The following is a 14,731-nucleotide window of genomic DNA, read 5'->3' as shown; positions in this document are numbered from 1 at the left end:
CTATTCTCAATGAAAAATATAAGTTCTCTTCACAAACCTGAGTACAAATTTCTTATTTTTCATAAGCAGCCAAAAATGATCTAACGGCTTAAAACAACAGGATAATCATCAAGTGTACGTCCCTCAAAACGATCAACATTGGAGGAATAAAGGGTAACGATAACACGCCCTGCATTATTATAGAAATATAATCTTTTTCCTTTAACAGTCCACGAATTTACCTGAGAAACGATTCCCGGACAGTGTAAAGGACCAGCGCGATATCCTTGACCAAATTTCGTTTGTGGTGTTGCAATTCTGCAAACTTTACCCCCCATAGAAAGATTCCACACCCCAGCAATACTTGCAGGAAACAAATCAATGGCATTGTTTGGTACTTCGAGATTAGCCATTCGTCCATCACTTTGGGAATCTCCTTTCTCATACATCGAAACATTTGCTGCTTCAGATGCCGACGAATAAGAAGATGGCAGATCAGACATCACCTCTGTTTGCACTTGTTGAAGTGGATAAAAAACTTCTAATGTGTTATCGTCATTGTTACTGTCAAAGCGAGATGTTGAACATCCTGCTAAAGAAATTACAATTGATATTGCAACGAAAAACGAAATTTTTGAAAATGACATATCTATACTCTTTCCCACAACAATAAATAAGCTCACCCAAAGAAATAGGTGAATATTTGTTATATGGCATTTTACAAAGATAAATTAACAAATTAAAAAAAACAGGATAAAAATTGGCTATTTTAAACGATAAATAATTTTTTACTACTCGTTTTATGATTAAGTACTGGAAATTCATAAGGCTTTCAGTCATATATCTTTTGTGAGAAATCACTAAAAATAGAGAAATTTTATGAAAACACCATTCAGTAAAATGAACGGTCTTGGAAATCAAATCATTGTTGCTGACATGCGCGAAAGCGCAGATGCTCTTACACAACAAGCAATTTTTGCTTTATCGAAAGATCCTCAAACACACTTTGATCAGATTATGGCCATCCACACATCAACAAAAAAAGAAGCCAACTTTCGCATTGAAATATGGAATGCTGACGGTTCCATGGCTAAAGCTTGTGGAAATGGTACCCGTTGCGTAATTGCGTGGCTGACAGACCATAATCTTGGTGAAACTTTTCAATTAGAAACACCCGCTGGAATTATTGAAGGAAAACGCCACGCTGATGGACTTATCTCTGTCGATATGGGAAAGCCCTATTTCAATGCAAAAGAGATGCCTGTTTCACGTGAAATAGTTGATACCAATCACGTAGAGCTTACTGCTGGTCCTTTAAAAGACGCTTGCCTTGTATCTATGGGCAATCTCCATGCTATTTTTTTTGTTGAGAATGATATTCAACATATTCCATTAGAAAAGTACGGACCAAAACTTGAACATGATCCCCTTTTCCCCGAGCGCTGCAATATTTCTATTGCTTATGTTACGTCAAAGAAAAGCCTAAATTTACGCACATGGGAGCGAGGAGCAGGATTAACGCAAGCATGTGGAAGTGCTGCTTGTGCGAGTGCGGTGGCGGCTTATCGACGTGGACTTACAAAACGCCATATCGATGTGAATTTACTAGGGGGAACACTGAATATTTTTTATCGAGAAGATGATCACATTATCATGACGGGTCCAATCAAATATGAATTTAGTGGTTTTTTTGACCCTTTAACAGGGAGTTACAAAAAGGATCACTCTTAATGACAATAGAAATTGTAACATTTGGTTGTCGACTAAACAGCTACGAATCGGAAATCATACGGAAAGAAAGTACTTCTTCGGGGCTAGATCAACTCAAAGATGGCGCTATCATTTTTAATACCTGTGCCGTCACTGCCGAAGCCGTACGACAAGCAAAACAAGCTATCCGCAAAGCAAGACGCGAAAATCCTCATGCTCGCATTATTGTGACAGGATGCGCTGCACAAACAGAAGGGCAAAATTTTGCCTCAATGACAGAGGTTGATCTTGTTTTAGGGAATGAAGACAAACTCCACGCGTATTCTTATCGTCAACTTCCTGATTTTGGCATTAACCATTCCGAAAAGCTGCGTATCAATGACATCATGGAGGTTAAAAAAATTGCTCCACATATGGTGAGTGCAATGGAAGAACGCACACGTGCCTTTGTACAAGTACAAAATGGATGCGATCATCGCTGTACATTTTGCATTATCCCTTATGGACGTGGGCCATCACGTTCAGTCCCCATGGGTGAGGTTATTGAACAAATTAAAAAACTGATAGACAATGGCATTCAAGAAGTTGTTCTGACAGGTGTAGATCTTACAAGCTATGGACACGATCTGCCAGGAAAAACTACTTTAGGAAAATTAACTTCAACGATTTTGCATCATGTTCCTGATTTGCCTCGATTACGCCTTTCTTCAATCGATTCTATTGAAGCAGATGAAGAACTCATCAATCTTTTAGCCTATGAGAAGAGAATAATGCCTCATTTGCATTTATCCTTACAAGCAGGCGATAATATGATTCTAAAAAGAATGAAACGGCGACACTTACGTGAACATGCAGTTCAATTTTGCCAAGATTTACATGCCAAACGTCCTGCAATGGTTTATGGTGCTGATTTAATTGCTGGTTTTCCCACTGAAACGGAAGAAATGTTCCAAAATAGTCTCTCTTTAATAAATGATTGTAATTTAACACATCTACATGTCTTTCCTTTTAGCCCAAGAGAAGGGACACCTGCCGCGCGTATGCCACAAGTCGACCGTAGGGTGGTGAAAATGCGTGCAGAAAGATTACGCAAAGCAGGTGATGAAGCTTATCAAAGGCACCTTGCTCATTTACAAAATAGTCAGCAAACAATTCTCGTTGAAAAAGATGAAATTGGACGAACAGAAGATTATACTCTTGTACAAATTAAAGGTGCAAAAACTGGAACAATTGTTCAAGCCCTTATTGTTGACCATGATGGTGATAAATTGATTGCTGTCCTTCCAAAATTGAATGCCGCTTGAGCAGGAAAGCCCCTATGAAAAAATCATTTATCAAAAAAATATTCTCTTTTAACAAATCTAAAGAGCAGGAAATGGAAAAAAATTCCATTCCTCATGAAGTCGAGAAGATAGAAGAAAGTGAATATGAAAGTATAAAAAACGACCAGTCCTTCATAAACAAAGAAAAAGAACAACAAGATGCTTGTCAAAATACAACATCTGTAAAGTCTGATGGGAAAATTCCACCACATTCTGGCAAAATAATTGTCACAGATATAATCAGTGAAAAAAAAGAAGAGTTTTCACCCGTAGCTTCTCTTGAACAGAAAAAAACAGCATGGTTTGGGCGCCTTAAAAAAGGGTTAGCTCTTTCTTCTCAACGCTTAAGTGGATCTATTAGTGATCTTTTCGTTAAGGGAAAACTTGATGAAGACACATTGCAAGAACTTGAAGATATCCTTATTCAAGCTGATCTTGGTGTAGAAACAGCAACACGTATCACCGATATCTTAGCTTCTAACCGTTATGAAAAAAACTTAACCCCAGATGATATTCACACGATCGTGGCTGAAGAAATTAAAAAAGTATTGGAACCTGTTGCAATTCCACTAGAACTTGATCTTCACCATAAGCCGCACGTTATTTTACTGGTAGGTGTGAATGGTACTGGAAAAACCACAACTATTGGAAAACTGGCGGCAAAACTCACCGCAGGAGGATTAAAGGTTATGCTGGCGGCTGGTGACACATTCCGCGCTGCCGCTATTGAACAATTACATATTTGGGGTGAACGAACCGGCTCTCCTGTTATTTCAACCAAATTAGGAGCAGATGCTGCTAGTTTGGCATTTGATGCTTATGAAAAAGCAAAAAAAGCAAACAGTGATGTATTGATTATTGATACAGCTGGACGCTTACAAAATAAAACTGAGCTGATGGATGAATTGGCAAAAATTATCCGTGTTCTCAGTAAACACTCCCCCCAAGCACCCCATACAATCCTTCAAACACTTGATGCAACCACAGGGCAAAATGCTCTAAACCAAGTGGATATTTTCCGTGATATTGCTGGCGTTAATGGTCTCATCATGACAAAGCTCGATGGCACTGCACGGGGAGGGATTCTTGTTGCCATTTCAGCAAAATATAAATTACCCGTTTATTTTATCGGCGTAGGAGAGAATATAGAGGACCTTCAACCTTTTTCTGCTTCTGACTTTGCCGAAACCATCTCAGGAAAATACGCATGAAAAAAACATCATTAAAACCGCATTCGCATAACAATCTCGATTCGAACAATACCAATGATCATCAAGATAATCTCTCTTCACCCACACTTAAATTTCTCTTGGAAATGGGGCCATTGGTTGTCTTCTTTCTTGCTAATTACAAAGGCGAGTGGTTGATAAACAACATTGCGATTTTTAAAAATTTTAGTAAACCTATTTTCCCTGCAACAGCTATTTTCATGGTAGCAATCATAGTTGCACTGAGTTTATCATGGGTTCTTACACGAAAAATTCCCATAATGCCTCTCATCTCAGGAATATTCGTTCTAGTCTTTGGATTTTTAACCCTTTGGCTCCACAATGACACTTTTATCAAGATGAAACCAACAATCATTAATAGCTTATTTGCTCTTATTCTTTTTGGTGGTATGCTTCTTAAAAAACCGTTTTTGCGTTATGCTCTTGATTCTACTTTAAAACTTGATGATTTAGGATGGCAAAAGCTTACATATCGCTGGGCATTTTTTTTCGTGTTTCTTGCTCTTTTGAATGAAGTTGTTTGGCGTAACTTTAGCGATAATTTTTGGACGAGTTTTAAAGTATTTGGTGTCATGCCCATAACAGTTCTTTTCATGCTTACCCAAATGCCTCTCATACTTAAACATTCAAAGGGGCTTTTTATAGAAGAGGATAAATCTGATTCTTAAAATAAATCTCCATCACTACAATTTTTTTGTAGATTTATTGCTGTACACTGATCATGGAGAGAAGACGTGTTAATTGAGCAATTTATCTGTCGAGAAGATAATTTTGGTGTTCTCATTCATGATGAAAAAAGCGGCTACACAGCCGCAATTGATGCTCCAGAAGGCGAAGCTATTCAGAAAGCCTTAAAACGCCGTAACTGGACACTTCAGACTATTTTTGTAACTCATCATCATCATGATCATGTGGAAGCATTGGAAGAATTAAAACAAGCTTATAAGGCTGTAGTTATTGGACCAGAAGCAGAAAAAGAAAAGATTTATCATCTTGATCGAACACTTCAACCTGATGAAAGTTTTTTCTTTGGCTCATGCCCGCTTTTAGCCCTTTCAACACCTGGTCATACTTTAGGTGCATTATCTTACTATTTTCCTGAAGATGCTTTACTCTTTGCTGGAGATACACTTTTTTCGCTCGGTTGTGGACGTCTTTTTGAAGGGACACCTTCACAAATGCTGAATTCTTTAAAAAAGCTCCGTCAACTTCCCGATGAAACACTTCTTTATTGTGGTCATGAATATACCAAAGCAAATGCTCTTTTCGCATTAACACTTGATCCACATAATCAAAAACTCCATCAAAGAGTAGAAGAAGTTTTTTTGCTCCGTGCAAAAAACGCTATGACTTTACCAGTAACCTTAGGGCAAGAAAAAGCAACCAATCCCTTTCTCCGCTGGGATGATCATGCTTTACGAAAAAATCTTGCCATGGAAAAGGAGACAGACGAGGAGTTTTTTGCTGCAATCCGAAGAAAAAAGGATAAATTTTAACTATGTTTAAATCGATATCTTTTGTTTTCCTTTTTGTGCTCTACACCCAAATGACGATGGCAAAAAAAACAGACAATCAGTTTGATTTCCCATACGTCATAGCAAACTATACCTTAACTGAAGATTTCCTTTTAAAAATGGAACAAATTGAAAAAGACTGTAAAAAATTACCACCAGAGTCAGAAATATCTAATAAGAGTTATGATAAGAATTACGACAATAGACTTGAAGAAATTATTGCTTCGATCTCTCATAAACCAAAACTAATGACTCTTTTAAGAAAAAATAATATCACAGCTAGAGACTTTGCTATTGGTAATTTGGCAATTCAAACAACCTTAATAATGCTTTTAAACAAACCTTCTCCTGAAAATTTTAAAAGAGAAGGCCTTTCTTCACTTGAAAAAAATCCGGTATTTTTAAGCAATTTGGAGTTTGGTAAAAAGTACCTGTATAGAATAATATCTGTTTTAAAGGAAAGTTGTAGATAGAACACAAGCTATTTTAAGCAATTTATTAACGACACAATACCCCATTAATTTTGCAAACGTCGGCAAATATCATCCAATTGTTCTAATGAAGAGTAATGGATTTTTAGATCACCACCTTTTTTACCATGCCGAATGATAACTTTCATTCCAATAACATCTGCAAGTAATTTTTCTAAAGATTTTGTTTCTGTATCTTTTTCTACAGCCGTTCGTTTTTTGACTTTAGGACTTGCCTGTTCATATGCAAGTATTTCGGTTTGACGCACAGAAAGTCCTTCACGAATAATTTTTTCAGCTAAATCTTGTGGATTATCGACAGTAATAAGACAGCGTGCATGACCTGCTGAAAGTTGTCCCTCTGTTAAAAATTGCTGTACTTTTTGTGGAAGCTTTAATAAACGAAGCGTATTAGCAACATGGCTCCGGCTTTTTCCAATAACTTGTGCCAAATCTGCTTGCGTATATCCATGCTCATTGAGCAAAATTTCATACCCCATTGCTTCTTCAATAGGATTAAGATCAGCACGCTGAACATTTTCAATAATTGCTAATTCCAAAGCCGTTTTATCGTCAACATCGCGAACAATGACTGGCAATTTACTTAAATTGGCTCGTTGTGCAGCACGCCACCGCCGTTCACCAGCAATTAACTCAAACCGATGAGGATGATCACGTGAAGGTCTCACAATAACAGGTTGAACAACACCATGCTGACGAATTGATTGCGCTAAATTATCAAGTTCTGAATCGGTAAAATGGCGCCGTGGATTATGTGGATTACACGAAATTGATTCAAGTGGAACAAATCGCTCAGAAACAGAAGAAACTGTATTAAACTCCGTCAATTTTTCGGTATTTGATGAACGTTTAAGATCGCTGTTTAAATTGATATCCCCAATCAATGCTGCCAATCCACGACCCAGTCTTTTTTTTGATTGATCATCATTCATAATCTTGCTCTTTGCGTTTTCTTACAAAAATTATTTTTTACATTTTTAAGCAGCCGCGTGTGCTTGTTTTTCACGTTGAATTACTTCCGATGCAAGACGTAAGTAAGCTTGGCTACCAGCACAAGTCAAATCATAAAGCAATACTGGTTTACCGAAAGAAGGAGCTTCTGATACACGCACATTTCGTGGAATAACAGTGCGATAAACTTTATCTCCCATAAAAGAACGGACATCTTCGACAACTTGATTTGAAAGATTATTACGTCCATCATACATGGTTAAGACAATCCCCTGAATTTCTAGAGATGGATTAAGAACGGATCGTACTTGCTTTACCGTTTCAAGCAATTGACTTAAACCTTCAAGTGCTAAAAATTCGCATTGCATAGGTACTAAAACAGAATCTGCAGCCCCCATAGCATTCAGTGTGAGAAGATTAAGCGAGGGAGGACAATCAATGAGAATATAACTAAACTTCTTTTCCATCTTCGGATCATCACAGAGTGCTTTACGTAACCGTTGTATGCGATCTTGTGATGAAGCAATTTCCATTTCTACCCCTAAAAGATCAAGAGTAGAGGGTACAATATGGAGATTGGGAACAGCTGTTTTTAAAGCTGCTTGTATGACTGAAATCCCTGAAACAAGCACATCATAAGATGATAAAGGACGGCTGTTACGATCAATTCCCAATCCCGTGCTTGCATTTCCTTGTGGATCAACATCCATAATGAGAACATTTTCACCAATAGCTGCCAAAGCAGTTGCAAGATTAATTGCTGTGGTTGTTTTGCCGACCCCACCTTTTTGGTTTGCAATAGCGATAATCCGTGTTTCGCTCATTTTGCTTTACCCTCTACTGATCGAACATGAGAAATTTCTAAAATAACAGAATTTTCATCAATTTTACTCTTATGTTTTAGCAGATCAAACTGCCAATTGGCAGAGGCATTTTTTATTTCTGTAGCGTAATCCCGACCTTTTTGCAAAAGAGCTATTGTTTTTTTTGTTGATAAAGGAAAAATAAGCCGTAAAAGAGTATCGAGAGAAGCTAATCCTCGTGCTGTTATAACCTCTGGCAGTGCTATTTTTTTATACACATCTTCAATTCTAGCGTGATAAACCGTTGCTGGAAGATTAAGTTGAGCAATAACCGTTCGTAAAAAGGCGACTTTTTTTCCATTACTTTCAACAAGATCAATATGCCCTGTTTTTTTTTCTTTCAGAAAAATAGCAAGAACAATTGCAGGAAAACCACCACCTGATCCAAAATCACACCAACGCAAAAAATCACTGTGGAGAGGGTAAATTTGTGCTGAATCTAAAATATGCCGTGTCCATAAAACTGGAATTGTTGTAGGGGATATTAAATTAATATGCCTATTCCATTGCATTATAAAAGTTTCAAATTGTATTAAATCTTTCATCGTTTCACGTGAAACAGAAGGAACAATATTTAAGAGTTCTTGATATTTTTTTTCTGTAGAAATATCCATTAAGCTGTTTTAGCCTTTTCACGCCGTTGACGTTGAATATACGTAATAATAAGTGATAATGCCGCCGGTGTCATTCCATCAATTTTTTGAGCATCTGCAATAGAACGTGGCGATATTCTTTGAATTTTTGCCTTTAGTTCATTGGAAAGACCCGATATTGATTGAATATCCAGAGAAGAAGGAATTTCTAAACGTTCATCTCGCTGAAGAGCAACAATATCTTGTGTTTGTTTTTCTAAATAGACTGCATATTGTGCTTCAATTTCTAAAGTTTCAACAGTTTTTGGATCAATTGATTGTAATTGTGGCCAAAAATCTGAAAGACGCTCTAAAGTCATGTGAGGATAAGCAAGAAGATCATATGCAGAACGCCGAATTCCATCGTGATTTATTTGCAATCCATGAACAGACGCTTCATTAGGTGTTAGAAAAAGCTCTTGGCATATTGATCGTGCTTGATCAAGACGTTGCTGTTTTTGTTTATAACAATCCCAACGCACTTTACTCACAAGACCCCATTGCTGTGCTAAAGGTGTTAAACGCGCATCCGCATTGTCAGATCGCAAAGACAAACGAAATTCAGCACGTGATGTAAACATTCGATAGGGTTCACAAACTCCACGCGAAACTAAATCATCTACCATAACACCAATATAAGCTGTTGAACGGCTTATAAGTACTTCATCTAATTTACCCACTTTACGTGCAGCATTTAACCCAGCTAAAAGTCCTTGTGCTGCAGCTTCTTCATATCCCGTTGTACCATTAATTTGTCCCGCTAAAAACAATCTTGGTAAAGAGCGTAATTCTAAGGCTTTAGTTAATTGTTGTGGATTAACAAAATCATATTCAATAGCATAACCAGGTTGCAAAACCTCAGCATTTTCTAATCCTTCAATCGTTCTCAAAAAAGAAATTTGTATATCTTCAGGAAGAGAGGTAGAAAGACCGTTTGGATAAATAGTATCATTATCCAACCCTTCTGGTTCTAGAAAAATTTGATGTCCATCACGTTCCCCGAATTTAACAATTTTATCTTCAACAGAAGGGCAATAACGTGGCCCTAATCCTTCAATATTTCCAGAATATAAAGCAGACTTATGAATATTTTCACGAATAATCTGATGTGTTTGTGTATTTGTACGTGTTATTGCACATTCAATTTGTGGTTGTTCGATTTTTTCTGTTAAAAAAGAAAAAGGAACGGGATCTTCATCAGCTTGCTGTTTTGGAAGAAATTCCCAACGAATCGTTTTTTTGCTAAGACGCGCAGGAGTTCCTGTTTTTAATCTCCCAAGATTTATATTATAACTTCTCAAGCGTTCAGCAAGTTGTACGCTCGACTTATCCCCCATACGTCCAGCAGCCCATGTTTTATCACCAATGTGAATAAAACCATTCAAGAATGTACCTGTTGTCAAAACAACAGCACCTGAAAAAATTGTTCCTTGATTTTTTAAAACAACACCTGAAACACAATTACCTTTAACAATAAGATCAACAGCTTCATCTTCAACAAGAACGAGATTATCTTGTTCTTGCAGGAGTTTTTGGATAGCTTTTTTATAGAGTTGTCGATCTGCTTGTGTACGAGGGCCTCTCACTGCTGGTCCTTTTCGTCTATTAAGAAGTCTAAATTGAATTCCAGCAGCATCTGCTGCCCTTCCCATAAGACCATCTAAAGCATCAACTTCACGAACCAGATGCCCTTTTCCCAACCCACCAATAGCAGGATTACATGACATTGTACCCAATGCTGATATTTTATGCGTAACAAGAGCTGTCCGTGCTCCAACACGGGCAGAAGCTGAAGCAGCTTCGCAGCCAGCATGACCGCCTCCAATAACAATAACATCATATAATTGCATAGAGTTTCATTCCATAAAGAATCATTCTAAAGTTTCACGTGAAACAGAATATAAATTACATAATCTTTTAAATGTGTCTATGTAATAATGAATGTTTCACGTGAATCATTATTTACCAATGCAAAACTCTGAAAAAATAATATCAAGTAAATCTTCAACATCTATATCTCCCGTAATTCTCCCAAGAAAATCACTCGCACGACGAAGATGTTCCGCACGTAAACTTAAATCAACAGAAGTATAATTAATAGAATCTTCAATTTCTTTAACCGCCTCTTTTAATAACTGAAGTTGCCTTTTACGTGCTGGAACAAGATTTCCAATTTCAGAAGAACGACGTGAACAAAACAACTCAAGTTCCTTAATAAAACAGTTAAAATTTAAACCAGTTAATGCAGAAAACTGTATAAAATAATGGTTTTTATTCTCTTCATAAAGATCAAGCTTATTAGCAACATGCCATATTTCAGCTGATGTTTCAGGTAAATCAACTTGCTTAGGATTCCCCATATCATAAACCAAAATAACCAAATCAGCATCCCTCACATGCTGCTTAGCAACTTCTATTCCCAATTGTTCTATTTTATTTTCTGTTTCTCTAAAACCAGCAGTATCTGTTAAAAAAACAGGTAAACCACCAAGAACGAGCCTCATTTCTAAAGCATCGCGCGTTGTACCGGCTTCTTCTGTTACAATAGAAACAGGTCTCCCAGCCAAACGATTCATAATGCTTGATTTTCCAGAATTTGGAGCACCTGCAATAACAATTTTTAACCCATCACGTAAAATACTTGCACGTTCTCCTTCATTAATATGCTCCTGAAGAGAAGAGCAGAGATCTTGCATATCTTTCCAAACTTTATCAGATATCGAATTTGGGATATCAGCTTCATCAACAAAATCAAGTTCTGCCTCAATAAAAGCACGTGCCTTCATAAGCTTATGACGCCAATCGCGATAAAGCATTGTTAGACGCCCACTTGTTCCCATAATTGCTAAACGTCGCTGGCTTTCCGTCTCTGCTTCTATTAAATCAGCAAGACCTTCTGCTTGAACAAGATCTAATTTTCCCTCCATAAATGCACGACGTGAAAACTCACCTGCTTCTGCAATACGGCATCCAGAAAATGTAGACAATTCATCGAGAAAACGATTAACAACTGCTTTTCCTCCATGCAAATGAAATTCTGCACAATCTTCTCCTGTAAAACTGTGAGGAGCAGGAAAAAAAACAGTCAAAGCAGAATCTAAAAAGCTCCCATCACGAGCAGTAAGATTTCCATAATGCATAAACCGCGCTTTAGGTAAACAACCACAAAGCGTCTCCACGACATTTATTACATGAGGACCAGAAAGACGAATGACTGCAACCCCTGAAGGCAACAATCCACTCGAAACAGCAAAGATTGTATCCACGGGACATTCCTAAGCGAAAAACTTAATGTTTTATGTATTCATTGAATCGAAAAATTCACTATTGTTTTTCGTTTGTTTTAATTTATCAATTAAAAATTCAATTGCATCCGTTACATTCATAGGCGTCAAAATACGACGAAGTACAAAAATTTTGTGTAAGTCTTGCCGCGCTACTAAAAGCTCTTCCTTACGTGTTCCAGATTTCAAAATATCCATAGCTGGGAAAATACGCTTATCAGCAACTTTTCGATCAAGAACAATTTCTGAGTTACCTGTTCCTTTGAATTCTTCAAAAATAACTTCATCCATACGGCTACCGGTATCAATCAAAGCCGTTGCAATAATGGTTAAAGACCCACCTTCTTCAATGTTACGTGCTGCACCAAAAAAACGCTTAGGACGCTGTAAAGCATTTGCATCAACACCACCTGTCAAAACCTTACCGGATGAAGGAACAACCGTATTATATGCACGTCCAAGACGTGTAATAGAATCGAGAAGAATAACGACATCACGCCCATGTTCGACAAGTCTTTTTGCTTTTTCTATAACCATTTCAGCGACTTGCACATGACGTATTGCTGGTTCATCAAAAGTAGAAGAAACAACCTCTCCTTTCACAGAACGCTGCATATCAGTAACTTCTTCTGGTCGTTCATCAATCAAAAGAACAATAAGGTAGCATTCAGGATGATTAGTGGTGATAGAATGAGCAATATTTTGAAGTAAAACTGTTTTTCCTGTTCGAGGAGGAGCGACAATTAATCCTCTTTGTCCTTTTCCCAATGGAGATATTAGATCAATCACCCGTGATGACATATCCTTCTCTGTAGGATCTTGTATTTCCATTTGGAAACGTTCATTCGAGTAAAGAGGAGTGAGATTATCAAAGTGAATTTTATAACGAATTTTTTCAGGATCTTCAAAATTAATTGTATTAATTTTAAGAAGAGCAAAATAACGTTCTCCTTCTTTTGGACTTCGTATAAGGCCCTCAACAGTATCACCTGTTTTTAAAGAAAAGGACTGAATTTGTGCAGGAGAAAGGTAAATATCATCCGGACCTGGAAGATAATTAGCATCAGCAGATCGTAAAAAACCAAATCCATCTTGTAAAACTTCAACAACCCCTTCTCCAATGATTTCTACATCCTGCAAAGCAAGTTTTTTCAAGATAGCAAACATTAATTCTTGTTTGCGCATCAAAGAAGCATTTTCGACTTCTAATGTTTCAGCAAAAGAAACAAGTTCAACGGGATTTTTACTTTTAAGTTCTTGTAGTTTCATTTCTTGCATCAAATATGCTCTTTAAGTAGTGGAGAGAATTGTCCTTAAATTGATTTATGGAAAATTTAAAGAACGAAACATTCTTATAAGAAGAAAGTATTGTACACACAATTTTTTCAATCTGCAAGCATCATTCACACGATTTATCTTCATATGAAGATAAATAATTATGTAAAAAAACAATTATTAAAACTGAAAAAAATAATAAGAGATCATTTTATAATAATCTAAATAACCTTAGAAAAAAGTTATATAAAATATAACTATTTATAAAATAAAGATAAACTTACCATTATATTTATTAAATATGAATTCATCCTATATCATTCATAAGATAAATTTCAAAAACATTTTTAAATTTTACAGATTTTTTTATATTAATAAATTTTATAAAGAGAAAGATTTTTCTTATTTATGTCTGTGTTTAATGTGAATTATAAGTTATACTTCATTTATCCTCAATTTTATCCACAAAGAAAAAAGAAAAAAAGACAAGCATAACATTCTTTTAAAGGCATTATCCCAGTTCTTTTATCATAAAAGAGATTTCATTATCACAATAGTTCAATTTGTGCATAATAAGGGAGAAATTTTCCTCAATTTTAATTTTATGAGAAATGATGAGGATATATACACATTTGTTAACAAGGAGTTAAAATTTTTGTGACAAGAGAAAAAAAATCCTTTCATTTGCACATGCTTTCTGATGCAACAGGGGAAACACTCATTTCTGTTGGGAGGGCTGTTGCATCACAATATACAATGAGTCAAACAACAGAGCACATTTATCCTATGATTCGTAATGAAATACAGTTGCAGAGAGCTCTTGATGAGATACAACAAGAGCCGAGTATTGTTCTTTACACAATCATTGATGAAAAAATTAAACGTCTTCTTAGGAGAAGATGTGAAAAGATAAAAGTTCCCTGTATTGACATACTACAACCTGTTCTAGATGCTTTTCAGTCTTATCTTGGAATGCCAACAAGTTTACGAGCGAGTGCACAGCATGATCTCAATGCAGATTACTTTCGCCGTATTGATGCATTGGATTTTACTATAGAACATGATGATGGACAGTCTTCCAGTGATTTATCAGATGCAGATGTGATACTTGTAGGAATATCAAGAACCTCTAAAACACCGACAAGTATCTATTTAGCAAATCGTGGAATCAAGACAGCTAATGTTCCTCTTATTCCAGGCATTGATTTACCAGAATCCCTTTTAGAAGCAAAAAATGCTTTGATCATCGGTTTAATCGCTTCAGCTGAAAGAATCTCACATATTCGTCAAAATCGGGATTTGGGAGAGTGTATTGAAAGTTATACTAATCGTGTGAACATAGCTGAAGAATTGACTTATGCAAAACGCATTTGTGAACGTTTTGGTTGGCCTATTATTGATGTCACAAGACGCTCTATTGAAGAAACAGCTGCAGCTATATTCGAACTTTTGTCGCGATTTCGTGAAGGAAAATGATAAAA

Annotated in this window: 14 protein-coding genes; 7 read left to right on the top strand and 7 right to left on the bottom strand. The window is 36.5% G+C overall.

Features of this window, described 5'->3' with window-relative positions; translation table 11 throughout:
• Positions 1–80: 80 nt before the first annotated feature.
• Positions 81–626, bottom strand: coding sequence for an AprI/Inh family metalloprotease inhibitor (locus tag J7R12_RS01400; RefSeq protein ID WP_126602106.1), 546 nt, complete (start codon positions 624–626; stop codon positions 81–83).
• Between the two features lie 232 nt (positions 627–858).
• Here J7R12_RS01400 and dapF point away from each other — a divergent pair, with 232 nt between their 5' ends.
• From dapF to J7R12_RS01370, 6 genes are all read left to right on the top strand, one after another.
• The gene (gene dapF / locus J7R12_RS01395) at positions 859–1,710 is read left to right on the top strand and encodes a diaminopimelate epimerase (RefSeq protein WP_126602108.1); all 852 of its coding nucleotides are present in this window, start codon (positions 859–861) and stop codon (positions 1,708–1,710) included.
• Positions 1,710–2,993 carry a tRNA (N(6)-L-threonylcarbamoyladenosine(37)-C(2))-methylthiotransferase MtaB gene (mtaB, locus tag J7R12_RS01390; RefSeq protein ID WP_126602110.1) on the top strand — a complete coding sequence of 428 codons (1,284 nt, stop codon included), beginning with the start codon at positions 1,710–1,712 and terminating at the stop codon, positions 2,991–2,993. Before dapF ends, mtaB begins: the two co-directional genes overlap by 1 nt.
• A 14-nt stretch (positions 2,994–3,007) precedes the next feature.
• Positions 3,008–4,222, top strand: a complete 1,215-nt coding sequence (ftsY, locus tag J7R12_RS01385) for a signal recognition particle-docking protein FtsY (RefSeq protein ID WP_126602111.1) — start codon at positions 3,008–3,010, stop codon at positions 4,220–4,222.
• Entirely contained in the window at positions 4,219–4,908 is a 690-nt protein-coding gene (locus J7R12_RS01380) for a septation protein A (protein WP_126602113.1), read from the top strand. The genes ftsY and J7R12_RS01380 overlap by 4 nt, the downstream gene beginning before the upstream one ends.
• A gap of 66 nt (positions 4,909–4,974) precedes the next feature.
• Positions 4,975–5,736, top strand: coding sequence for a hydroxyacylglutathione hydrolase (gloB, locus tag J7R12_RS01375; protein WP_126602115.1), 762 nt, complete (start codon positions 4,975–4,977; stop codon positions 5,734–5,736).
• A 2-nt stretch (positions 5,737–5,738) separates the two neighbouring features.
• The gene (locus tag J7R12_RS01370) at positions 5,739–6,227 is read left to right on the top strand and encodes a hypothetical protein (protein ID WP_126602117.1); all 489 of its coding nucleotides are present in this window, start codon (positions 5,739–5,741) and stop codon (positions 6,225–6,227) included.
• Positions 6,228–6,271: 44 nt separating this feature from the next.
• On the opposite strand, the gene J7R12_RS01365 is transcribed toward J7R12_RS01370, so the two are convergent.
• The 6 genes from J7R12_RS01365 to rho form a co-directional block, all read right to left on the bottom strand.
• Complete coding sequence (locus J7R12_RS01365) at positions 6,272–7,177, bottom strand: ParB/RepB/Spo0J family partition protein (protein ID WP_126602119.1); 906 nt, start codon at positions 7,175–7,177, stop codon at positions 6,272–6,274.
• A 45-nt stretch (positions 7,178–7,222) separates the two neighbouring features.
• Complete coding sequence (locus J7R12_RS01360) at positions 7,223–8,020, bottom strand: ParA family protein (protein WP_126602121.1); 798 nt, start codon at positions 8,018–8,020, stop codon at positions 7,223–7,225.
• Positions 8,017–8,673, bottom strand: coding sequence for a 16S rRNA (guanine(527)-N(7))-methyltransferase RsmG (gene rsmG / locus J7R12_RS01355; RefSeq protein WP_126602122.1), 657 nt, complete (start codon positions 8,671–8,673; stop codon positions 8,017–8,019). The genes J7R12_RS01360 and rsmG overlap by 4 nt, the downstream gene beginning before the upstream one ends.
• Entirely contained in the window at positions 8,673–10,541 is a 1,869-nt protein-coding gene (gene mnmG, locus J7R12_RS01350; protein WP_126602124.1) for a tRNA uridine-5-carboxymethylaminomethyl(34) synthesis enzyme MnmG, read from the bottom strand. Before mnmG ends, rsmG begins: the two co-directional genes overlap by 1 nt.
• A 108-nt stretch (positions 10,542–10,649) precedes the next feature.
• Complete coding sequence (gene mnmE / locus J7R12_RS01345) at positions 10,650–11,957, bottom strand: tRNA uridine-5-carboxymethylaminomethyl(34) synthesis GTPase MnmE (protein ID WP_126602126.1); 1,308 nt, start codon at positions 11,955–11,957, stop codon at positions 10,650–10,652.
• A 30-nt stretch (positions 11,958–11,987) separates the two neighbouring features.
• A complete protein-coding gene (gene rho / locus J7R12_RS01340; RefSeq protein ID WP_126602128.1) occupies positions 11,988–13,253 on the bottom strand; it encodes a transcription termination factor Rho in 1,266 nt (421 codons plus the stop codon).
• A gap of 654 nt (positions 13,254–13,907) precedes the next feature.
• Here rho and J7R12_RS01335 point away from each other — a divergent pair.
• Positions 13,908–14,726, top strand: a complete 819-nt coding sequence (locus tag J7R12_RS01335) for a pyruvate, water dikinase regulatory protein (RefSeq protein WP_126602130.1) — start codon at positions 13,908–13,910, stop codon at positions 14,724–14,726.
• The last annotated feature ends 5 nt before the right edge of the window (positions 14,727–14,731 follow it).

It is taken from the genome of Bartonella vinsonii subsp. vinsonii (genome assembly GCF_902825235.1).
Taxonomy (GTDB): Bacteria; Pseudomonadota; Alphaproteobacteria; order Rhizobiales; family Rhizobiaceae; genus Bartonella; species Bartonella vinsonii.
Note: the sequence above shows the minus strand (reverse complement) of the source record. Positions and strands in the feature narration are given on the sequence as shown.

Bases quoted from the DNA above. Each gene is read 5' to 3' on its own strand.
- J7R12_RS01400 (WP_126602106.1), bottom strand. From the start codon at position 626: ATGTCATTTTCAAAAATTTCGTTTTTCGTTGCAATATCAATTGTAATT.
- dapF (WP_126602108.1), top strand. From the start codon at position 859: ATGAAAACACCATTCAGTAAAATGAACGGTCTTGGAAATCAAATCATT.
- mtaB (WP_126602110.1), top strand. From the start codon at position 1,710: ATGACAATAGAAATTGTAACATTTGGTTGTCGACTAAACAGCTACGAA.
- ftsY (WP_126602111.1), top strand. From the start codon at position 3,008: ATGAAAAAATCATTTATCAAAAAAATATTCTCTTTTAACAAATCTAAA.
- J7R12_RS01380 (WP_126602113.1), top strand. From the start codon at position 4,219: ATGAAAAAAACATCATTAAAACCGCATTCGCATAACAATCTCGATTCG.
- J7R12_RS01370 (WP_126602117.1), top strand. From the start codon at position 5,739: ATGTTTAAATCGATATCTTTTGTTTTCCTTTTTGTGCTCTACACCCAA.
- J7R12_RS01365 (WP_126602119.1), bottom strand. From the start codon at position 7,177: ATGAATGATGATCAATCAAAAAAAAGACTGGGTCGTGGATTGGCAGCA.
- J7R12_RS01360 (WP_126602121.1), bottom strand. From the start codon at position 8,020: ATGAGCGAAACACGGATTATCGCTATTGCAAACCAAAAAGGTGGGGTC.
- rsmG (WP_126602122.1), bottom strand. From the start codon at position 8,673: ATGGATATTTCTACAGAAAAAAAATATCAAGAACTCTTAAATATTGTT.
- mnmG (WP_126602124.1), bottom strand. From the start codon at position 10,541: ATGCAATTATATGATGTTATTGTTATTGGAGGCGGTCATGCTGGCTGC.
- rho (WP_126602128.1), bottom strand. From the start codon at position 13,253: ATGCAAGAAATGAAACTACAAGAACTTAAAAGTAAAAATCCCGTTGAA.